This window comes from Shinella sp., from assembly GCF_052438155.1.
Classification (GTDB): domain Bacteria; phylum Pseudomonadota; class Alphaproteobacteria; order Rhizobiales; family Rhizobiaceae; genus Shinella.
This window is the reverse complement of record NZ_JBQVPI010000003.1, coordinates 256752-273179: the sequence shown is the minus strand read 5'-3', so window position 1 is coordinate 273179 and position 16428 is coordinate 256752. Positions and strand designations below refer to the sequence as shown.

Genomic DNA, 16428 nt, shown 5'->3' with positions numbered 1-16428 from the left:
CGTCAGGTCCTCACGCCATCGAGGCCGCGGGTCACGCGCCGTTCTAGCCAGCGCATGCCGGTGGAAATCGCCAGCGCCATCAGGAAGTAGAGCACGAGGATCGTCGCGAAGGGGATCAGCGTGCTGCCGGTCTGGGCGCGCACAACCTGCGCCTGGAACGTCATGTCTGTAAGCGAGATCAGCGAGACGACGGCCGTGCCCTTTAGAAGCTCGATTGCATTGTTGCAGAAGGTCGGCAGCATCAACGGCAGGGCCTGTGGCAGGATGATATGGCGCATCGCCTGGCCGTGGGTCAGGTTGAGGGCTATGCAGGCCTCGCGCTGCTCCCGGCCAATCGCCTTGACGGCCCCGCGCACGACCTCCGCGCCATAGGCGCCGACGTTCAAGCCCAGCGCCAGCACGCCGGCCTGGAGCGGCGAGAGCGTGACACCGGCAAAGGGCAGCACGAAATAGACCCAGAACAGCTGGACGAAGATCGAGGTGCCGCGAAAGAACTCGATATAGGTGGTGGCGAGCACGCGCACCGCCATGAAGCGGCTGACGCGGCCGAGCCCCGCAAGGAACGCCATGACGACGGCAAGCACCGAGCCCATGACGGTGAGCTGAAGCGTCACCAGCGCGCCTTGCAGGATCAGCCCTATATAGCCGGACCAGTCAGTCATCGTCGTTGCGTTCCGTTCATTGAGATATCTCTCACCGAAGTATCCCCCTCATCCGCCTGCCGGCACCTTCTCCCCGCTTGGGAGAAGGGGTTGCCGCACCGGACTGCTAACAGTCGGGCTGGAGGAAACCGGTTGCCACAAGTCCCTTCTCGCCTCGGGGAGAAGGTGGCCGGCAGGCCGGATGAGAGGGCTGTTTGCTAGCCCGATGTTTACTGCGCCGCGCAGAGTTTATCGCGGTTTGTCGACATCGCGGCTGCGGCTGAGAAGCCGTAGGGCTCGATGAGCTTGGCGAACTCGCCGGATTCCTTCAGCTTGGCCAACTCGACGTCGAAGGCGTCGCGCAGTGCCTCTTCGCCCTTCCTGAAGGCCGCACCGTCGCAATAGACCGGCGCGCCCTCGACCGGCGCCACGACCTCGACATTCGGGTCGTTCGCCTTGGAAACGAGAGCATTGATCGAGAGCACCGGCAGCGAATAGACGTCGATGCGACCGTCCTGCAGCATCTTCAGACCACTCTGGCCATCCGGCACCACGATGACGCGGTCGCGCGGCACGCCGGCTTCGAGCGCCAGCTTCTCTTCCGTGCCGCCGCCCGGCGCGCCGATCTTGGCGTCCGGATTATCAGCGATGTCCTTGTAGCTTTTCAGCTTGAGCGGGTTGCCCTTCTTCAATGCGAAGGCTTCGGCGTCGCAAAGGATCGGTTGAGAATAGGCGACAGCGGCGCAGCGCTCCGGCTTCATGAAGAGGCCGGCGGTGATGACGTCGTGGCGGCCGGCCTGCAGGCCAGGGATCATCGCACCATATTCCGAAATCGACGCCACGATGTCGGCAACGCCGAGGCGCTTGAAGACTTCGCGGGCGACATCAGGTGCGGCGCCGGAAACCTTGCCGTCGGCGGCAACTGCCGTGAAGGGCGGCTCGTTGGCGATGGCCACGCGGGCGAAACCCTGCTCCTTCAACTCTGCGAGCTTGCCGTCGTCCGCCGAAGCCGGCGCGGCGGCGACGATTGCCATCAGCGCGCCGGCACCCGCGGCCATGGTCCAAAAATGTCTGGTCTTCATTGTTCCGAACTCCTCTGGTTGTTGCTTGGAGCAATTCTCTTGAGGTGCCTTGGCCCTCAGACGCGGTGCCCTGCCGCGATGATCTTGCGCAGGAATGTCTGCGTGCGCTCCTGTTTGGGATTGCAGAAAATCTCGTCCGGCTTGCCTTCCTCGACGATCTTGCCGCGATCGAAGAAGAGAATGCGGTCGGCAAAATCATGGGCAAAACCCATCTCGTGAGTGACGAGCAGCATCGTCATGTCGGTCTCGGCGGCGAGCTTGCGCATGACGTTCAACACCTCCTCGACCAGTTCCGGGTCGAGCGCCGAGGTGACTTCGTCGAACAGCATTATTTTCGGCGAGAGCGCGAGGGCGCGGGCGATGGCAACACGCTGCTTCTGTCCGCCGGACAATTGCGCGGGCATGCTCTTCGCCTTGTCCGCGAGGCCCACCATGTCGAGAAGCTCCATCGCCCGCTTCTCCGCCGCGGCCCGCGCGACGCCCTTGGTCAGCATCGGCGCGAGCGTGACATTGTCGAGCACACATTTGTGCGGAAAGAGATTGAAGTGCTGGAAGACCATGCCGATCTTCTCGCGCATCCGGTGCAGGTGGCGGTCATCCGCCGGCACGAGGCCGCCGTTCTTCGGCATATGGTAGAGTTGGTCGCCCTCGACCTCGATATGCCCGCCGCTGATCGTTTCCAGAGTCATCAGAATGCGCAGGATCGTCGTCTTACCGGAGCCGGAAGGGCCAATCAGCGCGAGCTTCTCGCCCGGCAGCACCTCCATCGACAACCCATCGAGCACGGTCAAGGGACCGTAGCGCTTGGTGATGTTATCGATGCGGATGATGGGTGCGGCCATGCATGTCTCTCCCTGTCGGGACAAGTGATGGCCTAACGATGCGCGGCGATACAAATCATGTCAATCCGAATAATAATCTCATGACAATTATTGTTTCGGCGCCTATTCGACGGGCAATTGCCTCAAATCGCGAGCAGCAAGGCTTCCGGATTTCCGCTGGCCAGTGAAGCCAGAATGCCGAGGCCGGTGCGAAGTTCCTGCTCGGTCGTCGAGCCCAGCGAGATGCGAACGGCCGGGTGCCGGTGCTGATCGCAGGTGCGGAAGGAGGATCCGGGGGCAATCGCGACGCCGCGCAGGCGGGCCTGCGAAACGAACCCTTCCTCGGTGTGCCCCTCCGGCAGCGGCAGCCAGACATGTAGGCTCTGCGGATGGGAATGATAGGGCAGACCGGCAAAGGCCTCTTCGGCAATGGCATGGCGAACGCCAAGCGCCCGCCGCTGCCAGTTGACCAGTTCCATCGCCGTACCGTCGCTGACCCAGCGGGTGGCGATCTCGGCAATCGACGGTGTCGCCATCCAGTTGGAGACGAGGTGGCGATTGGCGACGGCGGCGATATAGCGGTCGGGTGCAGCAAGGTAGCCGATGCGCAGGCCCGGGACGGTGATCTTGGTGAAACTGGTGATGTAGAGCGTGCGCTCCGGCGCATAGGCCGCAAGCGGCGGGGGCCGGCCCTCGACCAGCGGCCCCAGAATATCGTTTTCGATGATAGCGATGTCGTGGCGCCGCGCAACATCCACAAGCGCCTGGCGGCGTTCGGCACTCATCAGCGTGGCCGTGGGGTTGATGACGGAGGGCTGCAAGAAGACTGCGCGGATCACGCCTTTGCGGCAGGCGTCGTCCAGCGCCTCCGGGATCATGCCGTCGTGATCGATCGGCAGACCTTCGAGATGCAGGCCCAGATAGGTGGACAGCGGCACCAGCGTGTGGTGGCTGATTGCTTCCGTCGCGACGGTCGCGCCGGGCGGCGCCACACTCATCAAGGCCACCGTCATGCCCGAGGTCGCGCCATTGGTGAGGTTGATGTTGAGCGGTGAAATATCGAGGCCGCAGCGTGCCAGCCATTCGGCGGCTACGGCGCGGTGACGCGGGAACACCATGTTCGGCCGGAAGGAAAGCGCCGAACTCGACGGCAGGTTTTCCGCAAGCCAGCCGAAGGCTTCGCGCATGCGCTCCAGATGAAGCTGCTCGCAGACGGGTTTCAGGATCGACAGATCGACCAGTTCGCCAAGCCGCTCCGGCAGGTAGGGCGGCTCCGGTTCCTTCGGCCGGGTCTGCACGAAGGAGCCGCGGCCGACCTCGCCGGAGATGAGGCCACGGCGGATCAACTCGTCATAGGCGCGGCTGACGGTCTGCACGGAGAGTTTCAGGTCGTCGGCGAGCTTGCGGTGTGGCAGAAGGCGTGTACCGTTCGGCAGCAGCCCTTCCTGGATGGCGCGGGCGATCTGCTCGGCAAGGGAGAGATAGGCCGGCCGGCGCAATTGGGATATATCGGGACGCCAACTTGTCATGATTTCAACAGTGCTCAAATTCAGTTCAATTGACAACGCTAAAATGCCTTTCCATTGTCTTTTTCTCAGCTTTGACATGATACCCGCCCGGAGGGCGACCGCATGAAACTCGACGCCATTGACCTGCGCATCCTGGAGGCAATCCAGGAGAACGGGCGCATCACCAAGCTGGCGCTGGCGGAGAAGGCAGGCCTTTCCCCCACACCCTGCTGGCTGCGTCTGCGCAAGCTGGAGAAGGCAGGCATCATTTCGGGCTATCATGCGCGCGTCGCCGTGCGGCGCGTCGCTCCCGTCGCCAGCGTCATGATGGAAGTAACGCTCGCCAACCATCGCCAAGCAGATTTCGACCGTTTCGAACGCGCGGTGTCGACGACGCCGGAGATCGTCGCCTGCTGGTCGGTCGGCGGCGGCGTCGATTACATCCTGAAGATCATGGCGGCCGATATCGACGCCTACCAGCGACTCGTCGACAGCCTGCTCGACCGCGAACTCGGCATCGATCGTTACTTCACCTACATCGTCACCAAGACGGTGAAGGAGGAAACCGTCCTGCCACTAATGACGCTGCTTCCTGACTCCGAATGAGGCTTTCGTAGAGAGATTGTCTACGGACGGTCGCAGATTTGGCCAAAGTCTCTGCGTCTCGCCTCGGCAATAGACAATCTGCCGCCCGGCCTCTGGCAGACTCCTTCGCACCAGCCAGAGGAGGCCGCCATGACTGCCGTATTTGCCCGGACGACATTCCACGACGCGCTTGCCCGCCTCGCCGACCCGCACCTGTTGCGCGAACTTTCCTATGTCGGCGGCCGCTGGGTGGCCGGCCGCGACGGCAGCAGTTTTAGCGTGACCGACCCTGCCTCCGGCGCACCGCTCGCCTGGGTCGCATCCCTCGATGCGGAGCAGACGACGGACGCCGTTTCTGCCGCCGCCACCGCCTTTCCGGTCTGGCGGGACCTGCTGCCGCAGCAGCGCGCAACCATCCTTCGCAAATGGCACGGGCTGATCCTCGAAGCGCGCGAAGACCTCGCACTGCTTATGACGCTCGAACAGGGCAAACCGCTCGCCGAATCCCGCGGCGAGATCGATTATGCCGCCTCCTTCATCGAGTGGTATGCCGAGGAGGGAAAACGCCTCAACGCCGAAAGCGTGACCAGCCACCTGCCCGGCGCCGAGATGATCGTGCGTCGCGAGGCGCTCGGCGTCGTCGGCATCGTGACGCCGTGGAATTTCCCTTGCGCAATGATCACCCGCAAGGCTGCGGCGGCCCTTGCAGCCGGCTGCACCGTCGTTGCCCATCCTTCCAGCGAGACGCCACTCTCGGCGCTGGCGCTGGCCGAACTCGGCGAAAGGGCCGGCCTTCCGTCCGGCGTCTTCAACGTGGTGACGGGCGATGCTGCAACCATCGTCGGCCGCATGAATGCCGATGCCCGCGTCCGTGCGATGAGCTTCACCGGCTCAACAGAGATCGGCAAGCTGATCGCCGGCCAGTGCGCGCCGACCATGAAGCGGCTGGTGATGGAACTCGGCGGCCACGCGCCGCTGATCGTTTTCGCCGATGCCGACATCGACAAGGCCGCCGACATTGCGATCAACGCCAAGTTCGCCACCTCCGGCCAGGACTGCCTCGCCGCCAACCGTATCTATGTCGAGCGGTCCGTGCTTGCAGCGTTCACCAGGGCCTTCAAGGCTCGCATCGAGGCACTGAAGGTCGGCGGCGGGCTTGAAGCCGATGTGGAGATCGGCCCGTTGATGCACGAGCGGGCGATTGCCAAGGTCGAGGAACAGGTCGCCGACGCTCTGAAGCACGGCGCAACGCTGTTGACTGGCGGCAAACGTCATAAAGCAGGCCCACTGTTCTATGAGCCGACGCTGTTGACGGATGTCTCCGACGATACGCTGATCATGCGTGAAGAAACCTTCGGCCCGGTCGCCGCCGTCACCGCTTTCGACAGTGAAGCGGAGGTCGTCAAGCGCGCCAACGATACTGAATACGGCCTCGTCGCCTATGTCGTCACCGAAAACGGCGCCCGCCAGATGCGGCTTGCCCGCGCGCTGGAATACGGCATGGTGGCCATCAACCGGGTGAAGATCACCGGCGGGCCGATTCCCTTCGGCGGCTGGAAACAATCCGGTCTTGGCCGCGAGGGGTCGCGCCACGGCATGGAGGCCTTCACCGAACTCAAATATCTCTGCATCGACACGGCTGCCTGATCCCGGGCGCCGAACTATACTGAAAGGAAAGACCATGCTCGACGGAAATAACGAACTGACCGCCTGGGACCGCGATCACTTCTTCCACCCTTCGACCCATATGGGCATGCACGCCCGCGGCGAGACGCCGACGCGTGTCATCGCAGGCGGCGAAGGCGTCTACATTACCGACACCAACGGCAAGACGAGCCTCGATGCCTTTGCCGGCCTTTACTGCGTCAATGTCGGCTATGGCCGCCAGAAGATCGCCGATGCGATCGCCGAGCAGGCAAAGAACCTCGCCTATTACCACGCCTATGTCGGCCACGGCACGGAAGCCTCGATCACACTGTCCAAGATGATCATCGACCGCGCACCCGAGGGCATGAGCCGCGTCTATTTCGGTCTTTCCGGCTCGGATGCCAACGAGACCAACATCAAGCTGATCTGGTACTACAACAACATTCTCGGCCGGCCGGAGAAGAAGAAGATCATTTCGCGCTGGCGCGGTTATCACGGCTCGGGCGTCATGACCGGTTCGCTGACGGGCCTTGCCCTCTTCCACAATGCCTTCGACCTGCCGCGTGCGCCGATCCTGCACACGGAAGCCCCCTACTTCTTCCGCCGTCCGGATCGTTCGATGGATGAAGAACAGTTTTCGCAATATTGCGCCGACAAGCTGGAGGAGATGATCATCGCCGAAGGGCCTGACACGGTTGCCGCCTTCATCGGCGAGCCGATCCTTGGCACAGGTGGCATCGTGCCGCCGCCGAAGGGTTATTGGCAGAAGATCCAGGCCGTGCTCGACAAATACGACATCCTGCTCGTTGCCGACGAGGTCGTCACCGGCTTTGGCCGCCTCGGCACGATGTTCGGCTCGGACCATTACGGCATGAAGCCGGCCCTCATCACCATCGCCAAGGGCCTCACCTCGGCCTATGCACCGCTCTCCGGCACCATCGTCTCGGAAAAGATGTGGGAGGTTCTGGTCAAGGGCTCGGATGAACTCGGCGCCATCGGCCATGGCTGGACCTATTCCTCGCATCCGATCTGCGCCGCTGCCGGCATTGCCAATCTCGAACTCGTCGACGAACTCGGCCTCGTCGAAAACGCCGGCTCCACCGGCGCTTACTTCCGCGCGGAACTGGCGAAAGCCGTCGGCGATCACAAGCATGTCGGCGAAGTGCGTGGCGATGGCCTGATGGCGGCCATCGAATTCGTCGAGGACAGAGACGACCGTGCCTTCTTCGATCCGTCGAAAAAGATCGGTCCACAGGTCTCCGCCGCCCTTCTCGAACGCGGCGTCATCGGCCGGGCCATGCCGCAGGGCGACATTCTCGGCTTCGCGCCGCCGCTGTGCCTGACGCGGGAAGAAGCGGATATCGTCGTGAAGGCTGCGGCCGATGCCGTGAAGACCGTTCTCGGCTAAGCCAGCTTGAAATGGGCGAGGCAGCAGCTAGGCTGTCCCGTCCCCTCCATTGAACTCCAAGCTTAAGATTGCCATGACATCCGCGAACGACCGTATCCTCGACGCCGTCGATCTGCATTTCGACGATCAGGTCCGTTTTCTCGAAACCCTGGTGCGGTTCAAGTCCCTGCGCAACGAGGAATCGGCGGCGCAGGATTTCATCGAGACGGCGCTGAAACAGCGCGGTTTCACCACCAGCCGTTTCCGCACCGATGCGTCAAAAATCGGCCGGCATCCGGCCTTTTCGCCGACCACGGTGGATTACGACGCGAGTTGGAACGTCGTCGGCAGCAAACCCGCTGAGGGCGGCGGCCGGTCCCTCGCCTTCAATTCCCATGTCGACATCGTTCCGGCTGGAAGCAGCCAGCGCTGGACCTCCCCACCCTTCGAACCCGTCCGCAATTGCGACTGGCTTTACGGCCGTGGAGCTGGCGACATGAAAGCCGGCCTCGTCGCCTCTATCTTCGCGCTCGACGCGATCGCCGCAGCCGGCCTGTCGCTGCGCGGTGACGTTCAGGTGCAGTCGGTCGTGGAAGAGGAAATCACCGGTAACGGTGCTGCAACGGCGTTTGCCCTTGGTTTTACCGCCGACGCGATCGTCAGCCCCGAACCGACCGATGAACAGCTCGTGCGCGCCAATGCCGGCGTGCTGAAATTCAGGCTGGAAACGAAGGGCCGCCCGGCCCATCCGCGCGAGCCGGAATCCGGCCAGAGCGCCATCGACCTGATGATCCGCCTGATCGGCCATCTCAGGACCCTGGAGCAGCAATGGATCGCCGAACGGCAAGGCAAGCGCTGGTTCAAGGGTCTTGCAAATCCCGTCGCGCTGACGATCGGCACCATCGCCGGCGGCGACTGGATCGCCTCGATCCCCAGCGACTGCACCGCCGAAGGCCGGATCGGCTTCTACCCGGGCGAGAGCCCGAAGGCCCGTGCGGCCGAATTCGAGGCTTTCGTGGAGCGCATGCAGGCCGAGGACCCCGTCTTCGCCGGCGGGCAACTCGTGACGCTCACCTGGGTCGGTGTGATGCATGCCGGCTACGAGCTGCCTGAAGACACCGCCGCCGAAGCGAGCCTGCGCATAGCCCATGCCGCCACCCATACAGGCGAGGATCTGAAAGCCTACGTCATGGCCTGCTATCTCGATGCCGCCGTGTTCTCTGTGCACGGCAACATCCCCTCGCTGGTCTATGGTCCCATTGCCGAAAACATCCACGGCATTGACGAGCGCATCAGCCTTGCCTCCTTGCGACGCGTCACAAAAACACTCGCGCTCTTCGCCGCGGATTGGTGCGGGGTTAGAGATGCCTGACATTGCACAATATCGGAGTGGCTAAAGCGCGCCGCACCTACTCGGCGCGACGCGTTTACCAGAACGAAACCTGCCTTTCCGGCGATATCTACGCGGCTTGCGTGGAAACAGCCGGCTGCTGTGCTTCGAGGTAAACAATCAGGTCTTCGATGGTGACAAGCGGCAACTGGTGACGTTCGGCGAACGCGACCAGCTCGGGGAGCCTCGCCATGGTGCCGTCATCATTGGCGACTTCGCAGATCACACCCGACGGAATTTTGCCCGCTAGGCGCGCGAGATCGACCGCCGCTTCCGTATGGCCCGGCCGCCCGCGCACACCGCGAGGATGCGCCCGCAACGGGAAAATGTGACCCGGCCGGGCAAAATCCGACGGCGTGGATGCAGGGGCCATGAGCGCCTGCACAGTCGCTGCACGATCGGCTGCCGAAATACCGGTCGTGGTGCCGGGCAAATAATCGACGGAAACGGTGAAGGCCGTTTTGTGCAGTTCGGTGTTCTGCGGCACCATCAGCGGGATATCGAGCGCATCGAGACGGTCGCCGTCCATCGCGACGCAGATCAGTCCGCGCGCGTGTTTCATCATGAAGGCGATCGTTTCAGGTGTTACCGCGTCCGATGCGACGATGATGTCGCCCTCGTTCTCACGGTCTTCATCGTCCACGACCACGATCATGCCGCCGCGCGAAAGCGTCGCGATTGCGTCTTCAATTTTCGAGATTGCCATTTCATTGCCTTTCAAGGGGTGCCGCTATCGGCGTTATCAATCCCTTGGGCGAACAGGCCTGCGGACCGCCCCGAAAAGGGCGATTTTGCAGACATGTCCTCTTCCATCCGGACTGTAACCGTCGGCCCCGGCCTCGCACCGGGTCTGCTGACCTTCCACTTGCATGGAAGCGCTCGCGGGCTCCCGGATCGCTCCGAATACCGCCGGTGGGGATTTTCACCCCGCCCTGAGAACACGTGTAAATAAGGAATTCCACCGGACGAATGCAAGAGGTCGGCACCGCCGACCCGGCAATATCACCAGCAACAGAAACCGCCATCAACGAGAAGGTCGACGCCGGTCACGTAGCTTGCCGCACCTGACAGCAGGAAAACCGCAGGGCCGACCATCTCGTCGACATCAGCCATGCGCTGCATCGGGGTCTGTTCCTCGAACAGTTTCGTCTGGTGCACCATTTCCGGCCGGGTGTTCATCGGCGTTGCCGTATAGCCGGGGCTGATCGTGTTCACGCGGATGCCGCGCCCCACCCATTCCATCGCCATCGACTTGGTCATGTGGATCACGCCGGCCTTGGAGGCGTTGTAGTGGCACTGGCTGAGGCCGCGGTTGACGATGACCCCGGACATGGAGGCGATATTGACGATCGCGCCGCGGCCGCCCTTCAGCATGGCCCGCGCTTCCGCCTGGCAGGAGAGGAAAACACCCTTGAGGTTGATGTCCATCATTGTCTGGAACTGATCTTCCGCCATCTCCTCCGCCGGGTTGGCGTTGGCGATGCCGGCGGCGTTGACGGCAAGCGTCAGGGCACCAAGTTCCGCTTCGGTACGCGCGACCGCGTCATCGAGTGCTGCACCGCTGGTCACGTCGGCTGCGATCTGGATGCTGCGGCGACCGGCCCGTGCGATGAACTCGGCGGTGGTCGCGAGGCCATCGTCGGTGCGGCGATCAAGCAGCGCAACATCCGCACCGCACTGCGCCAGCCCCATGGCGATACGCTGGCCGATGCCGCTGCCGGCGCCCGTCACGAAAGCGACGTTTCCGGAAAGGTCGAACAATTTCGGCGCGTTGAGCGTGATTTCAGACATCTTGCATTATTCCCTGTTCAGATCGTTGCCAGTTCCATGACCGAGACGTCGTTTGCGTCCTCGCGGTTCAGGATGCCAGCCTGCTTGCCCTGCGCCATGACCATGATGCGGCTGGAGACGCCGAGTACCTCTTCGAGGTCCGAGCTCACCACGATGACCGCGACACCCGCGCGGGCGAGATCCATGATGAGATCGTAGATCGACGAGCGGGCGCCGACGTCGATGCCACGCGTCGGCTCATCCAGCACCACGACCTCGGGCTTGCGCGCAAGCCATTTGGCAAGCACCACCTTCTGCTGATTACCGCCCGAAAGCTCGCCCGCATTCTGCCCACCACGACCCTTGACCCCGAAACGCTTTATATAGCCCTCGGCGAACTCACGGATGCGGCGTGACGAAATCCAGCCGTTGCGGGAAATCTCATCGAGATTGGCGTAACCGATGTTTTCCGCAATCGAATGCTCGAGCACCACGCCCTGAAGCTTGCGATCCTCCGGCACGAGAACGATGCCGTGGCGGATGGCGTCAACAGGGGAACGGGGCGTCACGGCCTTGCCATGCAGGAACACTTCGCCGCCGGAAATGGGGTCGGCGCCCGTGATGGCGCGAACCAGCTCCGTGCGGCCGGCGCCCATGAGTCCGGCAATACCGAAGACTTCGCCCTTGCGGACGGAAAAATTGATATCGCGGAACGCTCTGGATGGCGAAGAGAGGTTGCGCACTTCCAGTGCCACCTCCTCCGTCGGGTCGGGAAGTGTCGGGAACATGCGTTCGAGGGAGCGCCCGACCATGGCCTCGACGATGGTGCGGATCGGCACGTCGCCGGTGTCGAACTGCTGCACCTTGGCGCCGTCGCGCATAACGACGATGCGGTCGGCGATCTGGCGGATTTCCTCCAGCCGGTGCGAAATGTAGATGATGCCCACACCTTCCGATTTGAGCCGTTCGATCTGCTGGAAGAGGAGCTGGGTTTCCTCGCCGCCAAGCGCCGCAGTTGGCTCGTCGAGGATGAGCAGACGCGCATTCAGCGTCAGTGCCTTGGCGATTTCGATAAGCTGTTGCTTGCCGGTCGACAAGCCTTCGACAAGACGATCCGGCGAGATGTCGAGGCCGAGCCGCTTGAGGCCGCTCCTTGCCCGATCTTCCATCACCTTGCGGTCGATGCGGCCGGAGCGCATCGGGTAGCGGCCGACGAAGACATTTTCTGCAATCGAAAGCTTGGGGAGCAGTTTCAATTCCTGATGGATCATGCCCACTCCCTCGTCCATCGCGGCGCGGGGACTGACGGGGGCGTAGGTCTTGCCGAGCCAGGTCATGGCGCCGGCAGAGGGTTGCACGGTGCCGGAAATGATGTTCGACAGGGTCGATTTTCCGGCACCGTTTTCACCGAGCAGCGCCACGACCTCTCCCGGGTAGATGTCGAGATCGACACCGTGGAGAACCTTGATCGGACCGTAGGACTTATGGATTCCACGGAGCGACAGGATGGGAGAGCGGGTCGTCATGGCGCTGCTGCCTTTCGGGTCCGGATCAGGGATGGTTCTTCACGAATTCCGGCGCGTTGTCGCAGGTCGTCAGCACCGCATTCGGCGTCTGGCGCTCTTCCACCTTCTGGCCGGCGGCAACGGCAAGCGCGGATTCGACGGCGAGAACGCCCATCTTCTGCGTGCTCTGCGTTGCGGTTGCGATGAACGGGCCCTTGCACTTGGCAAGGTATTCCAGCGCCGAGACGTCGCCGTCATAACCGCCGATGATCACCTTGTCCGAGAGGTTGGCAACGTCGACCGCCTTTGCCGCACCCATGGCGAGACCGTCGGCCTGGCCGAAGATGATCGTGATGTCCGGATTGGCCTGCAGCATGTTCTGCGCAATCGTGAAGCCTTCGTCGGCCGACCACATGTTGCTCCACTGCTGGTCGACCAGCTCGACGCCCTTGTTTTCGTCGATGGCGCGCTTGCAGCCCGTGAAGCGGTCGATTTCCGGCGTGGTACCCTTCTGGCCGTGGATGATCGCCATCTTGCCCGAGCCGCCAGCCTTCTCGATGATGTGCTTGCAGACGGCATAGGCGGATTCGACGCTTTCGCCGGCGATGAAAGTATCACCCGGTGCGCCATCCGGAACGCGGTCGACGTTGATCACGGGAATGCCGGCCTCGCGGGCGAGGCGGGTCGGCACGGCAGCCGCCGCGGCGCCAGCGGGGATATAGATGAACGCGTCGATGCCCTGCGTCATCAGGTCCTGCACCTGGCTCACCTGCGTGGCCGTGTCGTTCTTTGCGTCAACGACGATGACCTCGAGGTTCTTTTCCTTGGCGTATTTTTCGACGCCGAGCTTGATCTGGTTGAAGAAGTCGGCCTGAAGGTTCGGGACGGCAAGGCCGATCTTCTTGACCTCTGCGGCGGATGCGCCGAACGGGGTGGCGAGGATCGCAGCCGCAGTTGCCGCCATCAGCAGTTTGGACAGTTTCATGGTTTCTCCTCCGAGTTTCCCAGTAGCATCCTGCGGCTCGCAGAAGGCCACCTTCCCTTTTGCCGGTCCGCACCATTGCCGACCGTTTTCAGCATCCCGCCGCTCTTGGCGGCGGAACGAAAGTCGTTACTTGCGCTTGCGGTAGGTTTCGGCCGTGACCGCGAGCACGATGACGGCGCCGATGATGACCTGCTGCATGAACGGCGAGACGCTGAGCAGGTTGAGACCGTTGCGCAGCACGCCGATGATCAGCACGCCGATGATGGTGCCGCCGATGCCGCCCGTGCCGCCGGACAGCGACGTGCCGCCGATAACGACTGCCGCGATAGCATCGAGTTCATAGGAAACGCCGGACGATGGCTGGACCGAGTCGAGGCGGGCTGCGAGCACCATGCCGGAAAGGCCGGCGAGGAAGCTGCACACCACATAGACGAGCACGGTCGCGCGCTGGACGTTGATGCCGGCAAGCCGCGCCACTTCCGCATTGCCGCCGATGGCGTAGAGCACGCGCCCGCCGTGCCGGTAGCGCTGGTAGATGAGGCCGACCGCGAAGACCACGAACATCACGGCAACGGTCAACGTCAGGAAGCCGCCGAAGCGCACGATGGCCATCATGTTGAACCAGGCCGGAAAACCGATGATCTGCTGGCCATCGGTGATCATGTTCGCGAGGCCGCGGGTGATCGACATCATGGCCAGCGTCGCAATGAAAGCCGGGACATTGAAGCGCGTTATGAGAAGGCCGGCGACGAGGCCGTTGAGCGCTGCCGCGACGAGCGCCAGCGGGATGGCAAGCCCCATCGGCACGCCGAGAACGACGTTTAGATAGCCGAGCACCATCATCGCCAGCGCCATGACCGAACCGACAGCGAGGTCGATGCCGCCGATCAGGATAACCAGCGTCATGCCTACGGCCATGACACCGAGCACCGTGATCTGGTCGAGCACGTTGAGGAAGTTCCGGATCGACAGGAACTTGTCCGTAGCGAAGGTGAGGAAAAGGCACAGCACGATCAGGCCGATCAGCGGCCCGGTCGCTCCACGCAAGGATGGGAGCATCCCGCCGAACACTCCCTGTTTTTCCTTCGCTGCAACCAGCATGAGCACTCCTCCCGGTCCGCGCTTCACCGTTAATTGGGCGAACGCATAAATATTCATTACTGTGTGTAAATTCGTATACGACCGAACCCGGGCATGTCAAGGTGACCAGATAGAGGAATTTTTGCCACGTTGTGCGCTATTTTTCCTTGACATGGTGAAGTCCCGTGCAAATATATAGGCAACTGTATATTTATTCACAATGAGGGTTTCATGCAGCCGAACGATCTCGACCGCATCGCTCGACAGATTCGCCTTCGCGATCTGCAAGCGGTTTTCGAAGCCGGCGCCGGCCATATCGGCGGGGAAATGTCCGCTATCGACATTCTGACGGCGCTCTATTTCCGCGTGCTGCGCATCTGGCCCGACCAGCCGAAGCATCCGGACCGCGACCGCTTCGTTCTGTCGAAGGGTCATGTGGCGCTGGCGCTCTATGTGACGCTCGCCAAGCGTGGTTTCATTCCGGAAGACGAGATCAAGACCTTCCTCAGGCCCTATTCGCGCCTGAACGGCCACCCGAACTGCACCAAGGTTCCCGGCGTCGAGACCAATACCGGCCCGCTCGGCCACGGCTTGCCGGTCGCCGTCGGCATGGCGAAGGCTGCCAAGCTGACGGGTGCGCATTACCGCACCTATGTGCTGACGGGTGACGGGGAAATGCAGGAAGGGTCGAACTGGGAAGCCATCGCCTCAGCCGCGCAATTCGGCCTCGACAATCTAACACTCATCATCGACCACAACCGTTTCCAGCAGGGCGCGTCGTTGAAGGACACCAACAATCTCGCCCCCTTCCCCGCCAAACTTGCCGCCTTTGGCTGGGATGTCACCGAGATCAACGGTAACGCCATGGAGGAGATCGTTCCGGCGCTGGAGAAGCGCGGCGATCGCCCACACTGCATCGTCGCCCATACCAACAAGGGCCACGGCATTTCCTTCATGCAGGACACGGTCGACTGGCACCACAAGGTGCCGAATGCGGAACAATACAAGATTGCCGTGGCTGAGCTTTCGGAGACTATGTGATGAACGCCGTTACACCTTCCCCCAAGCTGCACGACTGCCGCGACGCCTTCGTTGCCGTGCTGGAACGCCTCGGCGCTGAAAACCCCAAGATTGTGGCCGTCTGCAACGACTCGGTCGGTTCGTCCAAGCTGGGCGGGTTCAAATCGAAGTGGCCTGAACGGCTGGTCAATGTCGGCATTGCCGAACAGAACATGGTTGGCGTCGGCGCCGGCCTTGCCAATGGCGGGCTCTTACCCTTCGTCTGCGCCGCCGCCTGCTTCCTGACTGGCCGGTCGCTTGAGCAGATCAAGGCCGATATCGCCTATTCCAATGCCAATGTGAAGCTGATCGGCATTTCCTCCGGCATGGCTTACGGCGAACTCGGACCAACGCACCATTCCACCGAGGACTTCGCCTGGACCCGCGTGCTGCCAAACCTGCCCGTCGTAGCACCTTGCGATTCGATCGAAACCGCCGCCGCCGTGGAATGGGCAGCCAACTATGAGGGGCCGGTCTTCCTGCGTCTGTCACGCGTCGGCGTTCCGGACCTGCTGCCGGCCGGCCACACATTCGAGCTGGGCAAGGCGAACCTTCTGCGTGACGGCGATGCCATCACCCTTATCGCCAACGGCACGATAACGCACCGCATTGTGAAAGCGGCCGAGCTTCTCTCCAAGCAGGGTATCGAGGCGCGCGTGCTGAACATGGCGACGGTCCGCCCGATCGACGTCGACGCCGTGGTGGCCGCAGCGCGCGAGACGGGCGCCATCCTGACGGCGGAGGAGCACTCCATCATCGGCGGCCTCGGCTCAGCCATCGCCGAGGTCGTGGTGGCGGAAGCCCCCGTGCCTATGAAAATCCTCGGCGTTCCCGGCATCTTCGCCCCGACCGGCTCGGCCGAGTTCCTGCTTGACGAATTCGGTATGTCCCCCGCTGCCATCGCGGAAGCGGCTGTCGCATTGATTGCACGGAAGTCTTCACGCAAATGATAGTGCGCGTTTAGACCC

Annotated in this window: 15 protein-coding genes and 1 riboswitch; of the genes, 6 read left to right on the top strand and 9 right to left on the bottom strand. The window is 62.6% G+C overall.

Translation table 11 applies throughout. From position 1 onward, the window contains the following. Nucleotides 1-2 precede the first annotated feature (2 nt). From ehuC to ehuR, 4 genes are all read right to left on the bottom strand, one after another. Nucleotides 3-662 carry an ectoine/hydroxyectoine ABC transporter permease subunit EhuC gene (gene ehuC, locus ACT6VE_RS08220; protein WP_444798119.1) on the bottom strand — a complete coding sequence of 220 codons (660 nt, stop codon included), beginning with the start codon at nt 660-662 and terminating at the stop codon, nt 3-5. 209 nt (nt 663-871) lie between these two features. Continuing rightward, on the bottom strand, nt 872-1723 hold the full coding sequence (gene ehuB, locus ACT6VE_RS08215) for an ectoine/hydroxyectoine ABC transporter substrate-binding protein EhuB (RefSeq protein WP_444798118.1): 852 nt from the start codon (nt 1721-1723) through the stop codon (nt 872-874). A 56-nt stretch (nt 1724-1779) separates the two neighbouring features. Then, nucleotides 1780-2565: an ectoine/hydroxyectoine ABC transporter ATP-binding protein EhuA gene (gene ehuA, locus ACT6VE_RS08210; RefSeq protein ID WP_444798117.1), complete on the bottom strand. Its 786-nt coding sequence runs from the start codon at nt 2563-2565 to the stop codon at nt 1780-1782. A gap of 122 nt (nt 2566-2687) precedes the next feature. After that, the gene (gene ehuR, locus ACT6VE_RS08205; protein WP_444798116.1) at nt 2688-4073 is read right to left on the bottom strand and encodes a MocR-like ectoine utilization transcription factor EhuR; all 1386 of its coding nucleotides are present in this window, start codon (nt 4071-4073) and stop codon (nt 2688-2690) included. A 102-nt stretch (nt 4074-4175) separates the two neighbouring features. On the opposite strand from ehuR, the gene ACT6VE_RS08200 reads away from it, so the two are divergent. The 4 genes from ACT6VE_RS08200 to ACT6VE_RS08185 all read left to right on the top strand — a co-directional run bounded on the left by ACT6VE_RS08200 (nt 4176) and on the right by ACT6VE_RS08185 (nt 9043). Further along, nucleotides 4176-4658, top strand: a complete 483-nt coding sequence (locus tag ACT6VE_RS08200; protein ID WP_444798115.1) for an Lrp/AsnC family transcriptional regulator — start codon at nt 4176-4178, stop codon at nt 4656-4658. A gap of 129 nt (nt 4659-4787) precedes the next feature. Continuing rightward, entirely contained in the window at nt 4788-6284 is a 1497-nt protein-coding gene (locus ACT6VE_RS08195; RefSeq protein ID WP_444798114.1) for an NAD-dependent succinate-semialdehyde dehydrogenase, read from the top strand. A 34-nt stretch (nt 6285-6318) separates the two neighbouring features. Continuing rightward, nucleotides 6319-7692, top strand: a complete 1374-nt coding sequence (locus tag ACT6VE_RS08190) for an aspartate aminotransferase family protein (RefSeq protein WP_444798113.1) — start codon at nt 6319-6321, stop codon at nt 7690-7692. A gap of 73 nt (nt 7693-7765) precedes the next feature. Continuing rightward, nucleotides 7766-9043, top strand: a complete 1278-nt coding sequence (locus tag ACT6VE_RS08185; protein WP_444798112.1) for an ArgE/DapE family deacylase — start codon at nt 7766-7768, stop codon at nt 9041-9043. An 88-nt stretch (nt 9044-9131) separates the two neighbouring features. Here ACT6VE_RS08185 and ribB read toward each other — a convergent pair whose 3' ends face one another. From ribB to ACT6VE_RS08160, 5 genes are all read right to left on the bottom strand, one after another. Next, entirely contained in the window at nt 9132-9767 is a 636-nt protein-coding gene (gene ribB / locus ACT6VE_RS08180) for a 3,4-dihydroxy-2-butanone-4-phosphate synthase (RefSeq protein WP_444798111.1), read from the bottom strand. 91 nt (nt 9768-9858) lie between these two features. Continuing rightward, a riboswitch (FMN riboswitch) is annotated at nt 9859-10005 on the bottom strand. Between the two features lie 58 nt (nt 10006-10063). After that, entirely contained in the window at nt 10064-10852 is a 789-nt protein-coding gene (locus ACT6VE_RS08175; RefSeq protein WP_444798110.1) for an SDR family oxidoreductase, read from the bottom strand. Between the two features lie 17 nt (nt 10853-10869). After that, complete coding sequence (locus tag ACT6VE_RS08170) at nt 10870-12357, bottom strand: sugar ABC transporter ATP-binding protein (protein WP_444798109.1); 1488 nt, start codon at nt 12355-12357, stop codon at nt 10870-10872. Nucleotides 12358-12382: 25 nt separating this feature from the next. Continuing rightward, entirely contained in the window at nt 12383-13321 is a 939-nt protein-coding gene (locus ACT6VE_RS08165; RefSeq protein ID WP_444798108.1) for a substrate-binding domain-containing protein, read from the bottom strand. A 126-nt stretch (nt 13322-13447) separates the two neighbouring features. Continuing rightward, nucleotides 13448-14422 carry an ABC transporter permease gene (locus ACT6VE_RS08160; protein WP_444798107.1) on the bottom strand — a complete coding sequence of 325 codons (975 nt, stop codon included), beginning with the start codon at nt 14420-14422 and terminating at the stop codon, nt 13448-13450. A 210-nt stretch (nt 14423-14632) separates the two neighbouring features. On the opposite strand from ACT6VE_RS08160, the gene ACT6VE_RS08155 reads away from it, so the two are divergent. Continuing rightward, on the top strand, nt 14633-15442 hold the full coding sequence (locus ACT6VE_RS08155; protein WP_444798106.1) for a transketolase: 810 nt from the start codon (nt 14633-14635) through the stop codon (nt 15440-15442). Continuing rightward, nucleotides 15442-16410 (top strand): transketolase family protein, encoded by a 969-nt coding sequence (locus ACT6VE_RS08150; protein ID WP_444798105.1) that lies wholly within the window; start codon nt 15442-15444, stop codon nt 16408-16410. The genes ACT6VE_RS08155 and ACT6VE_RS08150 overlap by 1 nt, the downstream gene beginning before the upstream one ends. Nucleotides 16411-16428: the final 18 nt, after the last annotated feature.